This window comes from Brevibacterium otitidis (assembly GCF_042429315.1).
In the GTDB taxonomy this organism is placed as follows: Bacteria; Actinomycetota; Actinomycetes; order Actinomycetales; family Brevibacteriaceae; genus Brevibacterium; species Brevibacterium otitidis.
This window is the reverse complement of record NZ_JBHMAU010000003.1, coordinates 21,220-38,608: the sequence shown is the minus strand read 5'-3', so window position 1 is coordinate 38,608 and position 17,389 is coordinate 21,220. Positions and strand designations below refer to the sequence as shown.

General features: G+C 68.6%; 14 protein-coding genes. 3 read left to right on the top strand and 11 right to left on the bottom strand.

Annotated features, from left to right (window positions below):
* Positions 1–65: 65 nt before the first annotated feature.
* The 3 genes from ACFFN1_RS00300 to ACFFN1_RS00290 all read right to left on the bottom strand — a co-directional run bounded on the left by ACFFN1_RS00300 (position 66) and on the right by ACFFN1_RS00290 (position 3,654).
* On the bottom strand, positions 66–1,163 hold the full coding sequence (locus ACFFN1_RS00300) for a FecCD family ABC transporter permease (protein WP_376837534.1): 1,098 nt from the start codon (positions 1,161–1,163) through the stop codon (positions 66–68).
* A 2-nt stretch (positions 1,164–1,165) separates the two neighbouring features.
* Positions 1,166–2,023, bottom strand: a complete 858-nt coding sequence (locus tag ACFFN1_RS00295; RefSeq protein ID WP_376837532.1) for an ABC transporter substrate-binding protein — start codon at positions 2,021–2,023, stop codon at positions 1,166–1,168.
* 158 nt (positions 2,024–2,181) lie between these two features.
* A complete protein-coding gene (locus ACFFN1_RS00290) occupies positions 2,182–3,654 on the bottom strand; it encodes an MATE family efflux transporter (RefSeq protein ID WP_376837530.1) in 1,473 nt (490 codons plus the stop codon).
* Positions 3,655–3,764: 110 nt separating this feature from the next.
* Between ACFFN1_RS00290 and ACFFN1_RS00285 the strand changes: the two genes are divergently transcribed.
* Positions 3,765–4,499, top strand: a complete 735-nt coding sequence (locus ACFFN1_RS00285) for a type 1 glutamine amidotransferase (protein ID WP_376837528.1) — start codon at positions 3,765–3,767, stop codon at positions 4,497–4,499.
* A gap of 189 nt (positions 4,500–4,688) precedes the next feature.
* Positions 4,689–6,371, top strand: coding sequence for an alanine/glycine:cation symporter family protein (locus tag ACFFN1_RS00280; RefSeq protein ID WP_376837526.1), 1,683 nt, complete (start codon positions 4,689–4,691; stop codon positions 6,369–6,371).
* A gap of 102 nt (positions 6,372–6,473) precedes the next feature.
* On the opposite strand, the gene ACFFN1_RS00275 is transcribed toward ACFFN1_RS00280, so the two are convergent.
* From ACFFN1_RS00275 to ACFFN1_RS00245, 7 genes are all read right to left on the bottom strand, one after another.
* A complete protein-coding gene (locus ACFFN1_RS00275; protein WP_376837524.1) occupies positions 6,474–7,223 on the bottom strand; it encodes a TSUP family transporter in 750 nt (249 codons plus the stop codon).
* Between the two features lie 76 nt (positions 7,224–7,299).
* A complete protein-coding gene (locus tag ACFFN1_RS00270; RefSeq protein WP_376837522.1) occupies positions 7,300–7,968 on the bottom strand; it encodes a biliverdin-producing heme oxygenase in 669 nt (222 codons plus the stop codon).
* A gap of 94 nt (positions 7,969–8,062) precedes the next feature.
* The gene (locus ACFFN1_RS00265) at positions 8,063–10,204 is read right to left on the bottom strand and encodes a hypothetical protein (protein WP_376837520.1); all 2,142 of its coding nucleotides are present in this window, start codon (positions 10,202–10,204) and stop codon (positions 8,063–8,065) included.
* Positions 10,204–11,553 (bottom strand): hypothetical protein, encoded by a 1,350-nt coding sequence (locus tag ACFFN1_RS00260; protein ID WP_376837518.1) that lies wholly within the window; start codon positions 11,551–11,553, stop codon positions 10,204–10,206. The genes ACFFN1_RS00265 and ACFFN1_RS00260 overlap by 1 nt, the downstream gene beginning before the upstream one ends.
* Positions 11,550–12,389, bottom strand: coding sequence for a heme ABC transporter ATP-binding protein (locus ACFFN1_RS00255; protein WP_376837516.1), 840 nt, complete (start codon positions 12,387–12,389; stop codon positions 11,550–11,552). Before ACFFN1_RS00255 ends, ACFFN1_RS00260 begins: the two co-directional genes overlap by 4 nt.
* A complete protein-coding gene (locus ACFFN1_RS00250) occupies positions 12,386–13,417 on the bottom strand; it encodes a FecCD family ABC transporter permease (RefSeq protein ID WP_376837606.1) in 1,032 nt (343 codons plus the stop codon). Before ACFFN1_RS00250 ends, ACFFN1_RS00255 begins: the two co-directional genes overlap by 4 nt.
* A 173-nt stretch (positions 13,418–13,590) precedes the next feature.
* Positions 13,591–14,823 carry a heme/hemin ABC transporter substrate-binding protein gene (locus ACFFN1_RS00245; protein ID WP_376837515.1) on the bottom strand — a complete coding sequence of 411 codons (1,233 nt, stop codon included), beginning with the start codon at positions 14,821–14,823 and terminating at the stop codon, positions 13,591–13,593.
* A gap of 231 nt (positions 14,824–15,054) precedes the next feature.
* On the opposite strand from ACFFN1_RS00245, the gene ACFFN1_RS00240 reads away from it, so the two are divergent.
* A complete protein-coding gene (locus tag ACFFN1_RS00240) occupies positions 15,055–17,094 on the top strand; it encodes an LPXTG cell wall anchor domain-containing protein (protein ID WP_376837513.1) in 2,040 nt (679 codons plus the stop codon).
* A 60-nt stretch (positions 17,095–17,154) separates the two neighbouring features.
* Here ACFFN1_RS00240 and ACFFN1_RS00235 read toward each other — a convergent pair whose 3' ends face one another.
* Positions 17,155–17,364 (bottom strand): hypothetical protein, encoded by a 210-nt coding sequence (locus tag ACFFN1_RS00235; RefSeq protein ID WP_376837511.1) that lies wholly within the window; start codon positions 17,362–17,364, stop codon positions 17,155–17,157.
* Positions 17,365–17,389 lie beyond the last annotated feature (25 nt).

Below are 17,389 nucleotides of genomic sequence, written 5' to 3'. Positions count from 1 at the left end.
ACCTGGCTGTCGGGCCGGTGCCGCCGCCTCGGGCTCCGGTCCCGAGGCGGTTCTCGCGCGGGGCCTCACAGCGTGCCCCGCATCCGGGTGATCATGAGCACGGCGAAGACACAGGAGCCGATGATCGCGGTGATGACGCCCAGCGGGATCTCCGAGGGCGGGATGATGACCCGCGAGGCGACATCGGCCCACACGAGGAATGCTCCGCCGGTCGCTGCGGCAGCCGGCAGCAGCCGGCGGTGCGCGGTGCCGACGATGAGCCTGACCGCATGCGGGATGACGAGTGAGACGAACCCGATGCCACCGGCGGCAGCGACACCGACGCCGACGATGAGCGCGCAGACGGTGATGAGCTCGGCGCGCAGCCAGCCCGGATGGGTGCCCAGCGCGTGGGCGGTGTGGTCGCCGAAGGCCAGTGTGTCGAGGCGGCGGGCGCGTACGAGCAGCCATACGATCCCGCAGGTGAGAACGAGTACCGGCAGCAGCATGTCCTGCCACTGCGCGCCGGCGACCGAACCGAGCTGCCAGAAGATCGCTGAGCGCAGCTTGCGGTCGTCACCTGCGGCGATGATGACGAAGTCGGTCAGCGCCGAGAGTAGGAACGACACCGCCATCCCGGCGAGCACGAGCTTGAGCGGGGAGGCCGGACCGCGCGCGGAGGCGAGTGCGATCGTGAGTGCGAAGCCGATCCCAGCCCCGGCGAAGGCACCCACGGGGATCACCGCTGCCAGGGCGGCACCCGGGGCTAAGGCGATGACGCCGACCGCCCCGAGCGCGGCCCCTGAGGTGCCGCCGAGGATCGAGGAGTCCGCCAGCGGATTGCGCACCACCGCCTGCAGCACACAGCCGACCAGCCCCAGTGACGCCCCGATGATGACCGCGAGGACCCCGCGGGGCAGACGCAGCTCAGCGACGAGCATGTCACCGGCAGCAACGAACTCCGGCCCCCACGCCCGCCGGTAGGCGATGTCGAGCACCTCCAGCAGGCCCCTGTCACCGGAGCCGGCCATGCCCGAGGCGCCGAGCCCGGCGACTGCCGCGAGCGCCATCGCCGTCACAAGACCGGCCGTCAGGAGGTCCGTGCGTCGGCCGGGCAGGCGCACGCCGGCGCTCGGCTGCCCGGCGCTGCGGCCGGCAGCGCTCTCAGATGGGCTGCGCAGCATCCTCAGCTGTCCTGGCCCTCACCTTCGGCGATCGTCTGTGCGACCTCGGCCATCTGCTTGATGCCGTCGATCGCCTGCGGGCCGGGGACGTTGCGCGCATAGTCGAGAGTGACGACCCGGCCGTCGGTGCGCGCGGCGGTCATCTGCGCCAGCGCGGGATTCGACTTCAGGTGATCACGCAGCGCATCGCGGGCCTCATCGCCTCCGCCGCCTGCGGAGAACAGCACGTCGGGGTTGCGTTCGGCGACATCCTCCCAGGACGGAGACGCGAAGGCGGCGGACTCATCGGCATAGGCGTTGGCGAGCCCGGCGCGGGTGAGTAGGTCGCTGGCGAAGCTGCCGGCTCCGGAGACGAACGGCTTGCTCGGATCCTGATTGCCGTTGACGACCGCAGTCGGCTTCTCGCCGGCGGCTGGCTGGGGCAGCGCGTCGAGGCTTGCCTGCCATTCATCGGCCAGCCGGTCACCGGCTGCCGGATCGCCGATCCCCTTCCCGATCGTGCGCACGTCATCGAGGTAGCCGTCGATGGTGCCGTCCGGGTCGTCCTGGCAGGCCTCCGAGAGGTTGAGGTACGGGATGTCGAGCGTGTCGAGGCGCTTGTGCAGCCCGCCGCCCTCATCGTTGAAGCCGTAGGCGACGATGAGATCGGGTTCCTGCTCGAGCACCGCCTCGGCAGCCGGGAACGGGAAGGTCCCGCCGAGGTGCTCGGTCTGCTCGGCCTCGCCGGCGAGATCCGCGGGCAGATCGGCCGGGGCAGCACCGAAGTAGCCTGTGACCTGGTCTCCGGCACCGAGGGCGAAGAGCGTCTCGGCAGCTCCGTCGAAGGCGACGATCTTCTCCGGGCGCTCGGCGATGGTCACGCTGCGCCCGCAGTTCTCGACGGTGGCCGGGAAGCCCTCGTCGCTGCCGGCGCTGGCCGCATCCGCTTCAGGTGTGCTCGGTGCGCATGCGGCGAGCAGCGCGATCGCCGCTGCAGTGGTGAGGGCCGTCGCCGAGGCGGTGGTGAGGCGGGGATGTATCAGGGTCCTTTCGATAGGGGAGGGGGAGTGCCGGCGGTGAGCTCGGCCTGCCAGCGGCGGAAGGCCGGGCGCAGCCGGCTGCTGCAGACGGCCAGTGCGGCCAGCCAGTAGGCGATGTGGGTGAGGAACACGCCGAGCAGCTCGAGTTCGAGATGACGGGTGAGGTACCAGCCCAGCGGCAGGAAGACGACGTACTCGGCGATGAGCCCGGCGAGCATCGGGCCGCGGGTGTCCTTGAGCGAGCGCAGCCCGGCGACGAGCGCGACCTGCAGCGCCATGAACAGGGTCTGGGCGAATGCCAGCCACACAACAGTCTGTGCGGCTGCGGCGATCTCCTCACCGGCGATGACGCGCAGCAGCGGCGGCAGGATGAGCGGTCCGGTGACGGTGATGAGCGCGGCGATCGTGAGCGTGAATGCCGCGGTGCGGCGCCACACCATCGCCCACTGGTCCGGCGCCTCGGCTCCGGCAGCCCGGCCGAGCAGGGTCAGCGAGGCCGTCGAGATGCTCACGAGGATCGTGAACACGACCATCGAGGCGGCGATCTCCAAGAACCGGGAGGCCGAGAGCGCGGTTGGGGAGAAGGGCGCGAGCAGGAAGGTGACGACAAGCCCCGATCCGGCGGAGGCGGCGAAGAAGATCGCCTCGGGCCAGCCGAGTCCGAGCAGGTGCCGCACCTGGGCAGGATGGGCGATGAGCAGGCTGCGCAGCCGCGGAGCCGGTACGAACAGGCCAGCGCCGGCCGGCCGGCGGCTGCGGGCGATGAGGACGGCGAAGACCGCAGCACCCGAGGCCGTGCCGAGCACGGTGCCAACAGCGACGCCGAAGGGCCCGATGAGCGCATTGAGGATGAGTGAGGCTGCGACGTCGACGGCGGCGGCCGTGATCGAGGCGACGAGCAGGCCGCGGGTCGCCCCCAGCCCGGAGACGCGGGCGCGCATCGCCCCGGTCAGGCCGGTGAACGGCAGCGCGAGCACGGTGATGAAGAGGTAGGCGCGGGCGAAGCCGGCATCGACGGCAGGACCGGAGAGTACAGCGAGGACGAGCGGGCCGATCGCGGTGACGAGCACCGCGGCGGCCGTCCCGGCCCACAGGCCCAGCCAGAGTGCGGCCTCTGAGGCGCGCGCGGCGTGGTCGCGGCGCCCGGCGCCGGTGGCACGGGAGATGAGGATCTGCGCGGCCGAGACGAGACCGCTGACCGACATCGCCGCGATCGCGTGGATCGAACTGGCCGCGATGACGGAGGCGAGCACCCGCGGGGAGGCGTGGGCGAGCAGCACCGAGTCGTTGCTGCTGATGACCAGGGTCACCAGGCCTGAGAGCATGATCGGCCAGGCGATGCCGGCCAGCTCGCGCCACGTCTGCAGCACGGACTGCTCGGTCACGGGAGCCGGGGGCGATGCGGTGGGCTCGGCAGCCGGTTTCCCGAAGGTCACCGGCTGCCGGGAGCCGCGGGCGGGGGATCGGCGCATGGGTCTCCGAATGAGGGGGTGTTCGGTCTGCACACCCTGACAGCGGCCGGGGAGTATTGTCTAAGCTCGATATCTGCATATGAGCGCGGTCGCACCGCTACTGTGGAGACATGTCACCGCGGATCCTCGTCATCGAACACGAAGCCGGCACTGATGCGCGGCGCTTCGGCGACTGGCTCGAACACGCCGGTGCCGAGCTCATCGTCGCCCGCCCCTACCTCGGGCCCGGCCATGCCGACCCCGGCCCGCCGCTGCCGGCCGATGCCGCAGCGCTGCGCGCAAACTACGACGCCCTCATCGTCCTCGGCGGAGCCGCCGGCCCGCTCGATGACGAGGGCAACCCGTGGTTCCCGCACGTGCGCAGCCTGCTCGCCGCCTCGGCCGAGGGCGCCTTCCCCAGCTTCAACATCTGCTTGGGCGGTGAGCTGCTCGCCGCCGCCACCGGCGGGCAGCTGCGCCGGCGCCGCGTCCCGCAGGTTGGGGCGTACATCGTCGCCGCCCGGCCCGAAGCCGCAGGCGACCCGGTGTTCTCGGCGATGCCCGCCTCGGCGCCGGCGGTCCTGTGGCACCAGGAGGAGATGGGGCTGCCGCCGGGCGCGGTCCACCTCGTCGACGGCACCGACGCGCCTGTGCAGGCGTTCCGGATCGGTCAGGCCTGGGGCACCCAGTTCCATCCCGAGACCACTGGATCGCAGGCGCGCAGCTGGGGGCAGAACGTGTCGATGCCGGTGTGGTGCGGCAAGGCACACGAGCAGGTGATCGCGGAGATCACGAACGCCGAACCCGAGGTGGAGGCCGCGATGGCCCCGATCGCGGCGGCTTTCGCAGAGTATCTTCGCAGATGAGGCACCAGATTCGTCGATCCTCCGCGCGGCTTGCGGGTGGCGGGCAGGCCGGTGCGGCGCGTCACGAAGCGGTGACGTTTTGACTCTGAGCATTGGATTGGCAATGACTGAGTTGTTACTCTGCACACTGGCGCCGCAGCCGAACCGACCCTTTGGCCGTACGTCTACTCTGCGCCTTGAGGCAACCCTATGAGTGCTTCCCTGTCCTTGTTCGCCGGAGCGGCAGAACAGTCCGGCACGTCCGTTGACCAGGTGATCGACGGCATCTTCGCGCCCTTCGCGAAGTGGCTGTCCTACATCGTCTTCTACGAGATCCCGATCTTCGGCGCCAAGCTGCCGATCATCGTCATCTGGCTCATGGTCGGAGCGATCTTCCTCACGGTCTTCCTGCGCTTCCAGCCGATCACCGGACTGGGGCACTCCCTCAAGGTCATCCGCGGCAAGTTCACCCGCAAGACCGACCCCGGCGAGGTGTCATCATTCCAGGCCTTGGCCACCGAGCTCTCCGGCACCGTCGGGCTGGGCAACATCGCCGGTGTGGCCGTGGCGATCACGATCGGCGGGCCGGGCGCGGCACTGTGGATCATCATCTTCGGCCTGCTGGCCATGTCGATGAAGATGGCCGAGGCGACCCTGGGGGTGAAGTATCGCCAGATCGCCGGCGACGGCAAGACCTCCGGTGGGCCGATGTACTACCTGCGTGAGGGCCTGGCCGAGGTCGGCTGGCCGCGGCTGGGCAAGTTCCTCGCTGTGTTCTACGCCCTCACCACCCTCATCGGCGTGTTCGGCGCTGGAAATCTGTTCCAGGCCAACCAGGTCGCAGCGATCATCGTCGACTCCACCGGCGGTGACTCCAGCTTCCTGGCCGACAAGCTGTGGCTCATCGGCCTCGTCATGGCGCTCGTGGCCGGCTTCGTCATCATCGGCGGCATCAAGAAGATCGCCGAATGGACCTCGGCGATCACCCCGGCAATGGCGATCCTCTACACCGCATGTGTGCTCATCATCCTCGCGATGAACATCACCAACATCCCGCACGCCTTCTGGCTCATGATCGAAGGCGCGTTCACCGGGGAGGGCGTGACCGGCGGCATCGTCGGCGTGGCGATCGTCGGCATCCAGCGTGCGCTGTTCTCCAACGTCGGCGGTGTCGGCACCGCCGGTATGGCCCACGCAGCAGTCAAGACCGATGAGCCGGCCACCGAGGGCTTCACCGCGATGTGGGAGCCGCTGGTCGACTCCGTCATCATCTGTACGCTCACCGCCCTGGCCATCATCACCACCGGCCTGTACCAGGCTGATGCCGGCGACGGCTCGACCGGCGCCGGTGTGGCCCTGACGAGCCAGGCGTTCGCCACCGTCTCTGCCTGGTTCCCGTACCTGCTGACCGTTGCCGTGGTGCTCTTCGGCTTCTCGACAGTGCTCTCCTATGCCTATTACGGCCAGAAGGCGCTCGGCTACCTGACGAAGAACTCAGTTGTGGGTGAGAAGATCTTCCAGTTCGTGTGGGTCGCCGCGGTGGTCGTCGGTTCGGCTGTCTCGCTCGACAGCGTCGTCGCCTTCTCCGATGCCACCCTGTTCCTCATGGCAGTGCCGAACCTGCTGGGTCTGTACTTCCTGTCGAAGATCGTGCGCCTGGAGATCCTTCGGCACAAGACGAAGGTCGCCGTCGGCACGATGAGCGAAGTGCCCGCCGACCTGCAGGTCGGTCTGCGCGACCACGAGCCCACCCCTGAGCAGGTCGAGCGCGAGAAGACCCGCCGCCTCAGGGCCCGCGAGCACCGCAAGCGCGTGCGCACGGGCTTCCGCAGCGCCCAGCGCAAGCGCGGTGTCGACGTCGACGCGCTCGACGACCCCGACCGGAAGATCTGAGCCGCACTCAGCTGAGACCGCACGCGAGGCGGGCAGACGAGGGATCGTCTGCCCGCCTCGCGGCTTTCACGCACCGGTGCCCACCGCCTCGGGCACGGTGGGTCAGCTGAGCATGACGAGCCCGCGTACCAGTGCGACCGCAGCCCCGGCGCCGGCGAGCGTGATCGCCACCCTGCGGGCTGCCTCGGCGGTTACGAGCTTCGCGAGCTTCCCGCCGGCGATGATGCCCAGGCCCACGGCGGCGAAGATGACCGGGAAGAGCCACCACGGCGGCAGCTGGTCGATCGTCATCGCCCCGACTGCGAGCTTCGAACCGACCGACAGGGCCCCGAAGGTCGCGAACGTCGGCTGCATCGTGGCGGCGAACGAGCGCTGCGACCAGCGAGCGAACTTCGCGTAGATGACCATTCCGGGTGCGGCGACCCCGGCCGAGGTGTTGAGGAACGCCCCGGCCGCCCCGCCGGCGGCGGTGAGCCACCGGGAGCGGATGTGCGGGACGCGTGGTGTGCCGAAGGTCAGGGCAAGGGCTGCGAGCACGACGAGGCCGATGACGATGTTGAGCCAGGCGGCTGAGAGCTCGCGCACGAGCAGGGCGGCCGGGATCGCGCCGAGGATCCCGGCGGGCAGGAAGATGAGGTAGCGCCGCCAGTCGACGTCGCGGAGGACCGCGAGCATGATGATGGTGCCGGAGAGCATCGTCGTGGCGTTGGCCATGAACACCCCGAGTGCTGGGCCCATGAGAAGTGCGAGCACCGGGGCGACGACAAGGCCCACGCCGGTGCCGGAGAGCCGCTGCAGGGTCGCGCCGAGGAAGACGGCTGCGAGGGTGGCTGCCACGATGCCCAGGGTCATGCGGCAATCCTAGCGCCGGCCCCGGGCCCGAGGCGGGGGTCGCCTGCCGGGCCCGAGGCGGTGGTCGGCGTGCGGGTCAGGCTGCGGCGGTGTGCGTGAGGCCGAGTTCGGCGAAGATCGCCTGGTTGAGCCGGTAGCCGGTGGCGGCTTCGTCGATGAGCGCGTCCTGCTGGGCTGGGCTCAGCTGCGCGTCATCGAGGAGCGTGCGGTAGCGGTCCTTGAAGACCTTCGGCTTGGTGATTCCCTCGAAGCGCCACATGGACAGTGCTTCGGGTTCGATGCCGTAGTGGCGGCTGACGAGCCGGCCGATCGCCAGCCCGCCGGAGAGGTCACCGAGGTAGCGCAGGTAGTGGTGGGCCAGCAGCCGTTCGGCCGGCAGCCCGGAGTTGATCCGCTCGGTCAGGGCACGGGTGGCCGGCAGCGCGACGGGCGGCAGGCGGTCCGGGCCGGCCAGGACGTTGAGGTCGGCGTTGATCGCCGCTGTGCGGGCCAGGCCGGGATGGTCGAAGGAGCTGAGCACCGAGGAGGCGGGCTGTTCGCGGACGACGACTTCGAGCGTTGGATAGATCACGGCGTACTGCTCGAGCAGCGCCTGGTAGGCGCCGCGGTCGAGCCGGCCGGCCATGAGGTCGGTGATGAAGGGTTCGGATTCGGCCTCGCGGTGCGGGCGCATCGTCTCCTCGCGCAGCCGCTGGGAGAAGGACAGGGATGGGGGTGCGTCGGTCTCGTGTGTCGTCATGGTCATGGTGTCTCCTTGCGTCAGTGGTCAGTCTGACAGCGCCGCCGGGAAGCAGGGCGCAAACAGGCTGAGGGGTCGCTGTGGATTCGGGTGCCCGGGCTCAGACCCAGGTGCCGGGATCGAGGCCGATCCGGCGGCGCAGCAGCCAGCCCAGCCCCCAGGTGGCGGCCACGGCCGTGCCGGCGACGCCGCCGCCGAGCGCCCAGCCGCGCCAGCCGATGCCTGCGATGCCGTTGGACTTCCGGGCATCGGCTGCTGCAGCGGCGAACGCGGTGTCATCCGCGGTCTGTGCTGCGGCAGCCGGTGCGGCGTTCGGCCCGGCCCCGTTCGGTCCGCCTGCACCGCTGGCGGGCCCGCCGGGTGCGTGCGGCGCGTGCTGCCTGCTGCCGCCAGGAGTGGTGCCGCCTCCGCCGTCAGTGTTGGCGCTGGTGCTGTAGTCCGATGCCGGCGGCTGGTAGTCCGCGCTCAGGGCGATGGTCAGCGGGGCTGCCGGTTTGCGGGCGTCGGCGATGCCGCCGGAGGTGTACCAGTAGGAGTGCTGGCCGGTCTTCTGGTTGAAGTCGACCCAGCTGGACGGGAACGACCCCCAGCCCTCGACCGAGCGGTCCTGCGGGGTGCCGGAGCTGGGAGCGGCGTACTTGACGCCGGCGAAGTCCGGTTGGACGGTGAATCCGCCCTCGGCGATCGCCTTCTTCACGTCGACGCCGGAGAAGGTCGCCAGCGTGATGGTCTCCGGGGTGATCTTCTCCCATTTGCTCAGGTCATCCATATCGGCGCCGAAGCCGGATGCGGTGCCGATGAGCTCACCGGTGCCGTCGGCGCTGACCTTCAGGTGCGGGTCCGAGATCGACCAGTAGGTCATGCCGGAGTAGAACACGATCGTGAAGCCGCCCTTCCAGCTGGCTGTGATGCCCTTTTCGTTCGCATCCACGGTGCCCTTGCCGATTGTGACGCGGGATTCGTGCTGGGATTTCGGGTCCTTGGTCGTCACCGGTTTGCCGGTGCGGTCAATGCACTTGTTCTCCCAGGTGGCGGTGTGGAAGGTGCCGGAGGCATCTGGCTTCTCGATGCGCACATCGCCGTCGGCCGGCTTGTACAGCTTGCCCGGCTTCGTCCACACGGTCGCCCCGCCGTTGTCCGGGGAGACTCCGGCAGAGAGGAAGTTGCAGGTGCCCGGGGCGAAGCCGGCCGCGCTCGTCTCGGCGTTGACCGGCCAGTACATTGTGGCCTTACCTGTTGCGGGGCCGTCTTCCGGCGGTGCCGTCGGCGGGCTGGGATCATCTGCTCCGTCCTCGTCGCCGGGCGGTGTGCCCTCGTCGGGCGGAATGATCGTGGTGCCGTCGAAGCTGACGCTGATGGGTGTGGTGGGTTTGCGGGGGTCGGCGGCTCCGCCGGAGGTGTACCAGTACTGCTGCTGGCCGGTCTTGACGTTGAAATCGACCCAGCTCTTGGGGAAGGATCCCCACCCGTCTTTCTTCTTATCCTGATCCGACTGCCCCGAATCCACCCCGGCATAGTCCGGGGTGACGGTGAAGCCCTTCTCCGTCAGATCCACCCGGCTGTTCGACAGGTCAGCGATGACGCCCTTCTGCGGGGCGAGCTTCTCCCACTTGCTCAGGTCATCCATATCAGCCCCGTACCCGGAGAATGTGCCGGTGATCTTTCCCTTGCCGTTGGTGACCTCAAGCTTCGGATCACTGACAGACCAGTAGGTGAACCCGGAGTAGTACACGATCGTAAACGAGCCCTTCCACTCGATCGTGCCGGTATCCGCTTCAGTGTCGACGGTGCCGGTGCCACCGGAGATCTGGACGAAGTTATCCGAAGACGTCCCCCGCGTATCGACCTTCGCACCGTCAGCTGTCTGGCATTTGTTCTCCCAGGTGATCGGCTGCGTCTTACCCTCACCGGCAGGCCGGAGGATCTTGACATTCCCATCGGCGGGCTTGAACAGCTTCTCATCGTTCGGCCACAGCGCAGCCTTGCCCGCATCGCCCGCCACACCAGCTGAGAGGAAGTTACACGACCCCGGATAGTACGCACCCGACCCCGACTCCTTATTCACCCCCCACGTGAACACGGCATCGGTGACTTTGAGCTTTGAGCTCGTCTCTGCCGGGGCGGGAGAGTTCGCGGCGTGGGCGGGCTGCCCGCTGCTGTGCAGCAGCGCGGGGGCCAGCGCCAGGGCCAGAGCCGCCGCCGAGGCGGTCAGCTGGGTGCGGAGGCGGGTGAGTCGTCGCATCACACCGTTCCTTTCGTTCGGCCGGGGTCCGGCTCGGCTGATGGTGAGAGATCGGGACTGCCCTCAGGGCGGTCGAGGACGAGAGTCGCTGCTTCACTGGCACCGGCGGTGCTGGTCTGCAGTGGGGACCCTCCGGTTTGGCGCTCTGCGGCCTGGGACGTGGAGGGGGCGATGGTGTCGAAGAACCGCATCGGCCCAGCCACGGGTGCCTCAGCAGCGGCCGCTGTGTTCCCGGCATCGACTGCGAGGACGTCCTCGGCTGAGCTGTCGATGACCGACCGGGCGGCTGTGGCTTCTGCGTGGAGTTCGCGCTTGCGAGTGCGCGCCTCCTGCCGTGCGCGGTAGGAGGCGATGCGGCGTTTGCGTTTGTGCTCCGCGGCGATGGCGCGCTTCGCTCGTCGGGCGCGCACCCGCTCGAGCGCTTCGGGGCTGACGCCGAGGAGCAGTGACTTCGCTGCCATATACGAGCCGACTCCCACGGCTAAGGCGATAAGACTCACAGCGACGACGAGGCCGGCGAGCAGGATGAGGACGATGCGGTTGCCGTTGGCGTTGAGCTGCTCAACCTGATCCGAGGTCAGCAGCGGCTGGACGACCGGAGCGGCTGGAGCGGTTACGGCCGGCTCAGCATTGCCGCCGCTGTTCTCCGGCGCGGCCGAGGGGCCGGCCCCTGCCGGTTCTCCGCCGGGATTCTGCTCAGCCTCCTTCCCAGCCGCCGGGGCTGCGGCCTGCCCGTGGGCGCCTCCTTCCCCACCGGCGGCAGGGAAGTTGACCGGTGTGAACGATTCGTTGTTGGCGTTGGTGACACCGTGGGCGCCGATCGTGATGATGCCGCACTGCTCCCGTGTGCAGTCGACGTCGATCGGGTTGCGCTGCCGGTCGTAGGACGTGAACTTCGCGCCTGGGATCTTGATGGTCCCGCTCCAGGTGCCGTCGCTGTTGAGGGTGCCGCCGTTGGCGGCATACGCGGTGCTCGAGCCGGGGAAGGTGACGAAGAGCTGGAAGCCCTCGGGTTTGGATTCGTTGTCGTAGGCGTAGCGCAGGTTCTTGCCGGTCTTGCCGCCCTTGCTCGGCTGCCACGTGCCTTCGACGACACCGAAAAGCACGTAGATGCCGCCGAAGCCGTTCTTCACGGACTGGAACCCGCTGCCGGAGAGCTTGAGCGTCGAAGTGCCGTCGGCACTCGGGGTGCCGGACACGCTCACGCGCGCAGCCGCCTCGGCGGGGGTTGCTGCGGGGAAGATGCCGGCAAGCGACAGGCCGGCTGCCAGCAGCACGGCGCACGCGGCGGCGAGCATCGAACGGAGGGGACGCCTCACTCGGAGGGCGGGCAGGGCGCTGCGGCTCATGGCAGGTCCTTTCGTGACGGGCGGACCGGCACCACAAGCGGTGAACCGGAGACCGGGTCGGTGAAGACGGTGACAGGGTGGTCGTAGGCCACTGAGATCCGCTCGGCAGTCAGCACCTCACAGGGCGTGCCGTCGGCGGTGATGCGGCCCTGGTGCAGCAGTGCGATGCGGTCGGCATACGCTCCGGCGAGATCGAGGCTGTGCAGCACGACGACGACAGCCGAACCGGTCGCCGCGTACTGGCGGGCTGTCGAGAGCACGAGCTCCTGGTGGCGGATGTCCATCGCCGCCGTCGGCTCGTCGAGCAGCAGAATCGGTGCCGCCTGGGCGAGCACGCGGGCCAAGGCGACTCGGGACCGCTCACCGCCGGACAGCGAGGTGAAGGTGCGGGCGGCGAACGGCGTGGTCTCCGTCCGGTCGAGCACGGCGGTGACGATGCGCTCGTCGTCACGGGCCGCGCTCGTGCGCTGCCATGGGGCTCGCCCCATCTCCACCACCTCGAGCACGGAGAACGGGAAGGCGACATCGACCTGTTGCAGCAGCACCGCCCGGCGCATGGCGAGTTCGCGGGCGTTCCAGGCGTGCGCCGGCTGACTGCAGATGGTGACATCGCCGGAGGCGGTCTCCACGTCACCGGTGATGACGCCGAGCAGGGTCGACTTCCCGGCCCCGTTCGGGCCGACGAGGGCGAGGACTTCACCGGCCCGGACCGTCAGATCGATGCCGTCGAGCACCGCCCGGCGATCATCGTAGGACACGCTGACGTCCGAGACCGTCAGCACGGTGCTGCCGGGCACCGGGTCGGCGGGCTGGTAGGTGCGCAGGGTGCGGATCATGCCCAGCCTCCTGCCTCGCGGCGGCTGCGTCTGAGCAGGTAGAAGAAGTACGGCCCGCCGATGAGCGCGGTGAGCATGCCGATCGGCAGATCGGCGAACTCGATGAGCGTGCGCGCGGCCAGATCGGCGAAGGTCATGAGCACCGCGCCGCCGAGCACACAGGCCGGCAGCAGGACGCGGTGACCGGGTCCCAGGATCAGGCGCATGAGGTGGGGGACGACGAGCCCGACGAACGCGATGATGCCGACGAACGCGACCGCCGCGCTCACCAGCAGCGCGGCCAGTGCCATCGCCGCCAGGCGCAGCCGTTCGACGTCGACGCCGAGGTGGCGGGCGGCCTTCTCTCCCAGAGAGAGGAGGTCGAGCCCGCGGGTGAGGAACAGCGTCAGCGCGATGCCGATGACGGTGATCGGGACGACGAAGGCGACCTGTTCCCATCGGCTACCGTTGAAGCTGCCCATCTGCCAGAACACGATCTGCTCGCGGGCCTGGGTGGGTGCTTTGAAGACGATGAAGGCGATGAGCGCGCCGGCCACGGCGTTGACGGCGACGCCGGTGAGGATGAGGGTGACGACTTCGGTGCGGCCCTGGGAGCGGGAGAGCACGTAGACCAGGATGGTCGTGAAGAGACCGCAGACGAAGGCCAGCAGCGGGACGGTGAATCCGCCGAGGAAGCTCAGCCCGTGCAGGAATGCGAAGGCCGCGCCGACCGCGGCGCCGGAGGACACTCCGATGGTGCCCGGTTCGGCCAGCGGGTTGCCGAAGATCCCCTGCATGACAGCCCCGGCGACTGCCAGGGCCGCGCCGACGAAGAGGGCCAGGACGATGCGCGGGAAACGGACCTCCCACAGTGCCTCAGTGCCGAAATCGTGACTCGGTGCCGGCAGCACGGTGATGCCGAGGGCATGGAGCACTGAGCCGAGCACTTCGCCGGGTGGGATGTAGAGCTGGCCGATCATCCCGGACAGCAGCGCTCCGGTGACGAGCAGGATGACGAGGACGCCGAACACGCCGGCGGCCCGTCCCAGGGACGTGCTGCGGCCGGGCCTGAGCTCCGTGGCATCAGCGCTCGCGTGCCGATCTGCATGCCGGCCACCGGCGCTGCGATCCCGGCGGGCCGCGCGTCGCGAGGCCGGCCCGTCGAGAGGAGAGCCGTCGAATGCCGACGGCGGTGCCTCAGGAGTGGCTCGTGAGGTGGTGGTCACTGAGAGGCTCCTTCTGCCGGCCTGCCCGGCTGGTGTGCTTGGCGGCTGTCGTCATCTGCGGGCTGGAAGGCGTGATCGGGTGCGTGGACAGCGACACCGAGAGCTGCGATGACTTCAGCGGTGCGGGGCCCGAAGCTCATGACTTCGTAGTCGCTCATGTCGACGATGCGACGGTTCTTCCCGGCCGGAGTCTGCGCGATGCCGGGCAGCTTGACCGCCTCATGCAGCCCGCCGACGCTGGCCAGGCCCTTCGTCATGACGATGATGACGTCGGGGGCGGCTTTGACGAGCGCCTCGGCATTCGTCGGCGACATGCCGGTGAAGCCGACCTCGCTGGCGACATCGCGGGCACCGATCGCCTCGATGAGCGAATCCGCCCCGGAGCCTTCGCCGAACCAGTAGTAGATGGTGCCGCGCAGGTAGAGGAACACCGCACGCGGGCGCTGAGCCGGATCTGCGGGAGCGAGCTCGGCGATCCTGTCTTCGGTGCCGCGGATCTCTTCGGAAACGCGCTGGGCAAGCTGCGCGCCGAGGTCGTCGAGACCGAGTGCATGGGCGACGGCGGCGATCTGCGGGGCGACGCCTTCGACGCCGTCCTCGGCAGTCGAGGGGATGAAGACGACGGGAATTCCTGCCGCGCGCAGCTGCATCTGCACGTCGTAGGGGCCGATGCTCGTATCGGTGAGGACGACGGTGGGTGCGAGGTTGAGGATCGCCTCAGCATTGAGCTCGTGGCCGTTCTGCGTCACGAGGGGCAGCTCTTCGCGTCCGGGCATGAGAGCGGAGACCTGTGTGGCGACATCGCGGCCGACGAGGTTGCAACCGAGCCCCAGGCCGATGACCGCAGAGGCGAGCCCTCCGTTCTGGTTGAGCGCCAGGATTCGCGAGGTGTCGGTCACGGTCTGCTGGGCGCCGTCATCCGATTCGAGGGTGACGGGCAGGCGCTGCTGCTTGGCAGCGAAGTCGGTGATCGGCCGGATCTCTGAGGCGCGAGTGTAGGCGGTGGTCGGGCCGATGATCCGGTCGACAGGCTGACGCTGGGAGGCCGGGACTGAGGGAAGTTCGGGAATCTGCGGCACAGTGGCCGCCGGCCGCGACTGGCAGCCGCCGGATGCCGCTGCGTTGAGCGTGCCGATGTTGTGGACCCCGTTGGCCCACAGAAGCAGCGCGGCGACGACGGTCACGGCACCGGCGATGGTGCGCCGGCGCATCCGGCGAGTGAGTCTCATCCTGACCTTCGCTCTCCATGGGGACTTCGTCGAACCGGTGCCGAGGTCACTCGGCATTCGCAGCCGTCTTCGTCACATCTGCGGCCGCGGCCGCAGATGTGACCGATTCGTAGAGATCCCTGTATTGACGTTTACGTTTACCTGAATAAGGATAGCCTTAGCTCAACACAGAACGTCAAGTGGGTGTGACCTGAATCAATGAGCTGCGGTCACGCCTGAAGAGGGAGCATTATGAAGTCATCACTGGGCGCCGTGTGGCGCCGGAGCTGGCGCGTCGGTCTGGCCGGCGTTGCGGCCGTCGCGCTGGGAGGCGCCGGGCTGCTGCCTGCGCAGCCGGCGCAGGCCGCCGAGGCCAAGGTCACCGACGCGGTCTTCGAATGGGGGGTGAATAAGGAGTCGGGGTCGGGTGCGTACTATCCGGGGTCGTGCAACTTCCTCTCAGCTGGTGTGGCGGGCGATGCGGGCAAGGCTGCGCTGTGGCCGAACGATGAGAAGCTGTTCAAGCCCGCCGATGGGAATGTCAAGATCCTCCGGCCTGCCGGTGAGGGTAAGACGCAGCCGATCACCTGGGAGAACAAATGCCAGACAGCTGACGGTGCGAAGGTCGATACGCGGGGGACGTCCTCAGATAACTTCGTCCAGATCTCCGGTGGCACCGGCACCGTCGACACTGAAGCGGATACCGGCACGATCGAGTGGAAGGGCTCGTTTACGATCGTGTACTACTCCGGGTTCACCTACTGGTCTGTCAGTGATCCGAAGCTTGAGGTCACCAACGGCAAGGGAAAGATCACCGGCACATTCTCCGGGTACGGGGCTGATATGGATGACCTGAGCAAGTGGGAGAAGCTCGCCCCGCAGAAGGGCGTCATCGCTGACCTGTCGAACAGCCGGGTGGATCTGACGGAGAAGGGCTTCACCGTCACCCCGGACTATGCCGGGGTGGATTCGGGGCAGTCGGATCAGGATAAGAAGAAAGACGGGTGGGGATCCTTCCCCAAGAGCTGGGTCGATTTCAACGTCAAGACCGGCCAGCAGCAGTACTGGTACACCTCCGGCGGAGCCGCCGACCCCCGCAAACCCACCACACCCATCAGCGTGAAGTACACGGCTGCCGATGCGCAGCCGGACCCGACGGAGACTCCGAAGCCTGAGCGCACCACCTCGCACGAGGTGACCGGCGCCTCGGCAGCGGCAGGACTGACCGTCGCCGTCACCGGCGAGGGATACACGAACCTGCCCAAGGCGAGCACCGGCAGTGATCCCGCAGGTGTGTACGCGGCAATCGTCGACCGCTCGATCGCCAGCGACGACGTCGACCGGACGACTCCGGTCGCGGCAACGCCGGTCTTCGAACTCCCGGACGGCAAGCTGTCCGCTTCGGTCACGGCTGAGACGGCGAAGCTGAAGAAGGAGTCCGACTACGACCTGCTCGTCTGGGTTGCGCATGGTCTGCCGAAGGGAGAGGCGCTGCTGTACCGCAAGCCGATCGAACTGACGGCTGCGCAGAAGGAAGCGCTCTTCCCCGGCACCACAGACCCGACCGAGGATCCGAAGCCGACGGGCGATCCGACGGATGGCCCGAAGCCCACGGATGACCCGACTACCGGGCCGAAGCCGACGGGCGATCCGACGGATGACCCGACTGAGGACCCGAAGCCCACTGACAATCCGACGACCGATCCGAAGCCAACTGACGATCCGAGCGAGAGTGGCACGCCGACCGAGGACCCCAGTGAGGATCCGCAGCCGGCCGAACCGTCGCTCACGGTCGAGCCGAAGACCGTATCCCTCTCCGATTTCCTCAAGGAGGACAAGGGTGCTGTCGTGACTGCCTCCGGTCTCACTCCCGGAAATGAGTACGAGGTCGCCATCTCCGGCGGCACGAACGTCAAGGGCGTCACGCTGAAGGCGAAGGCGGATAAGGACGGCGTCGCGGTCTACCGCGTCTACGGTCAGGCCCAGGACCGTGCGAAGAACTACATCGGCACCTACACCGTGAAGATGGCCGAGCCTGATCTCACCGCGTCCTTCACCGTGACCGCCGATGACGACGCCGGCGGAGGCGGTAACGACAACGGTGACAACTCCGCCGGCCGCGACTCCGGCGGCAAGGGCTCAGGCGGCAAGGGCTCAGGCGGCAGCCACGGAAAGTCGCACGGCTCGTCGCTGCCCCGGACAGGAGCTGAGGTCACCGCAGCTGGAATCGGTGCGGCCCTGCTGGTCGTCGGCGGTGCGGCGCTGATCGCCACACGGCGCTCGCGGCGCTGACCGAACCGATGCGTGCTGGCTGGCTGAGGGAAGCCTCGGCCAGCCAGTGCGTGTCTGCGCTCAGGCCTGCGGCAGCACCGGCGAGAACCCGACCGATGAGGCCGGGCCGACGGGCACGGCATCCCAGCCGCGGGTGATGGTCTGTGCGACGGCGGCCGAATCCATCTCGCTGAAGGGCAGGCGCTCATGGCGGGGGCACATGAGCCGCCCGAGGAGGAAGTACAGGCCGACACACGGAAGACTCAGGACGATGATGGCGATGGCGATCATGACGCACCTCCTGTCAGAACTCGAT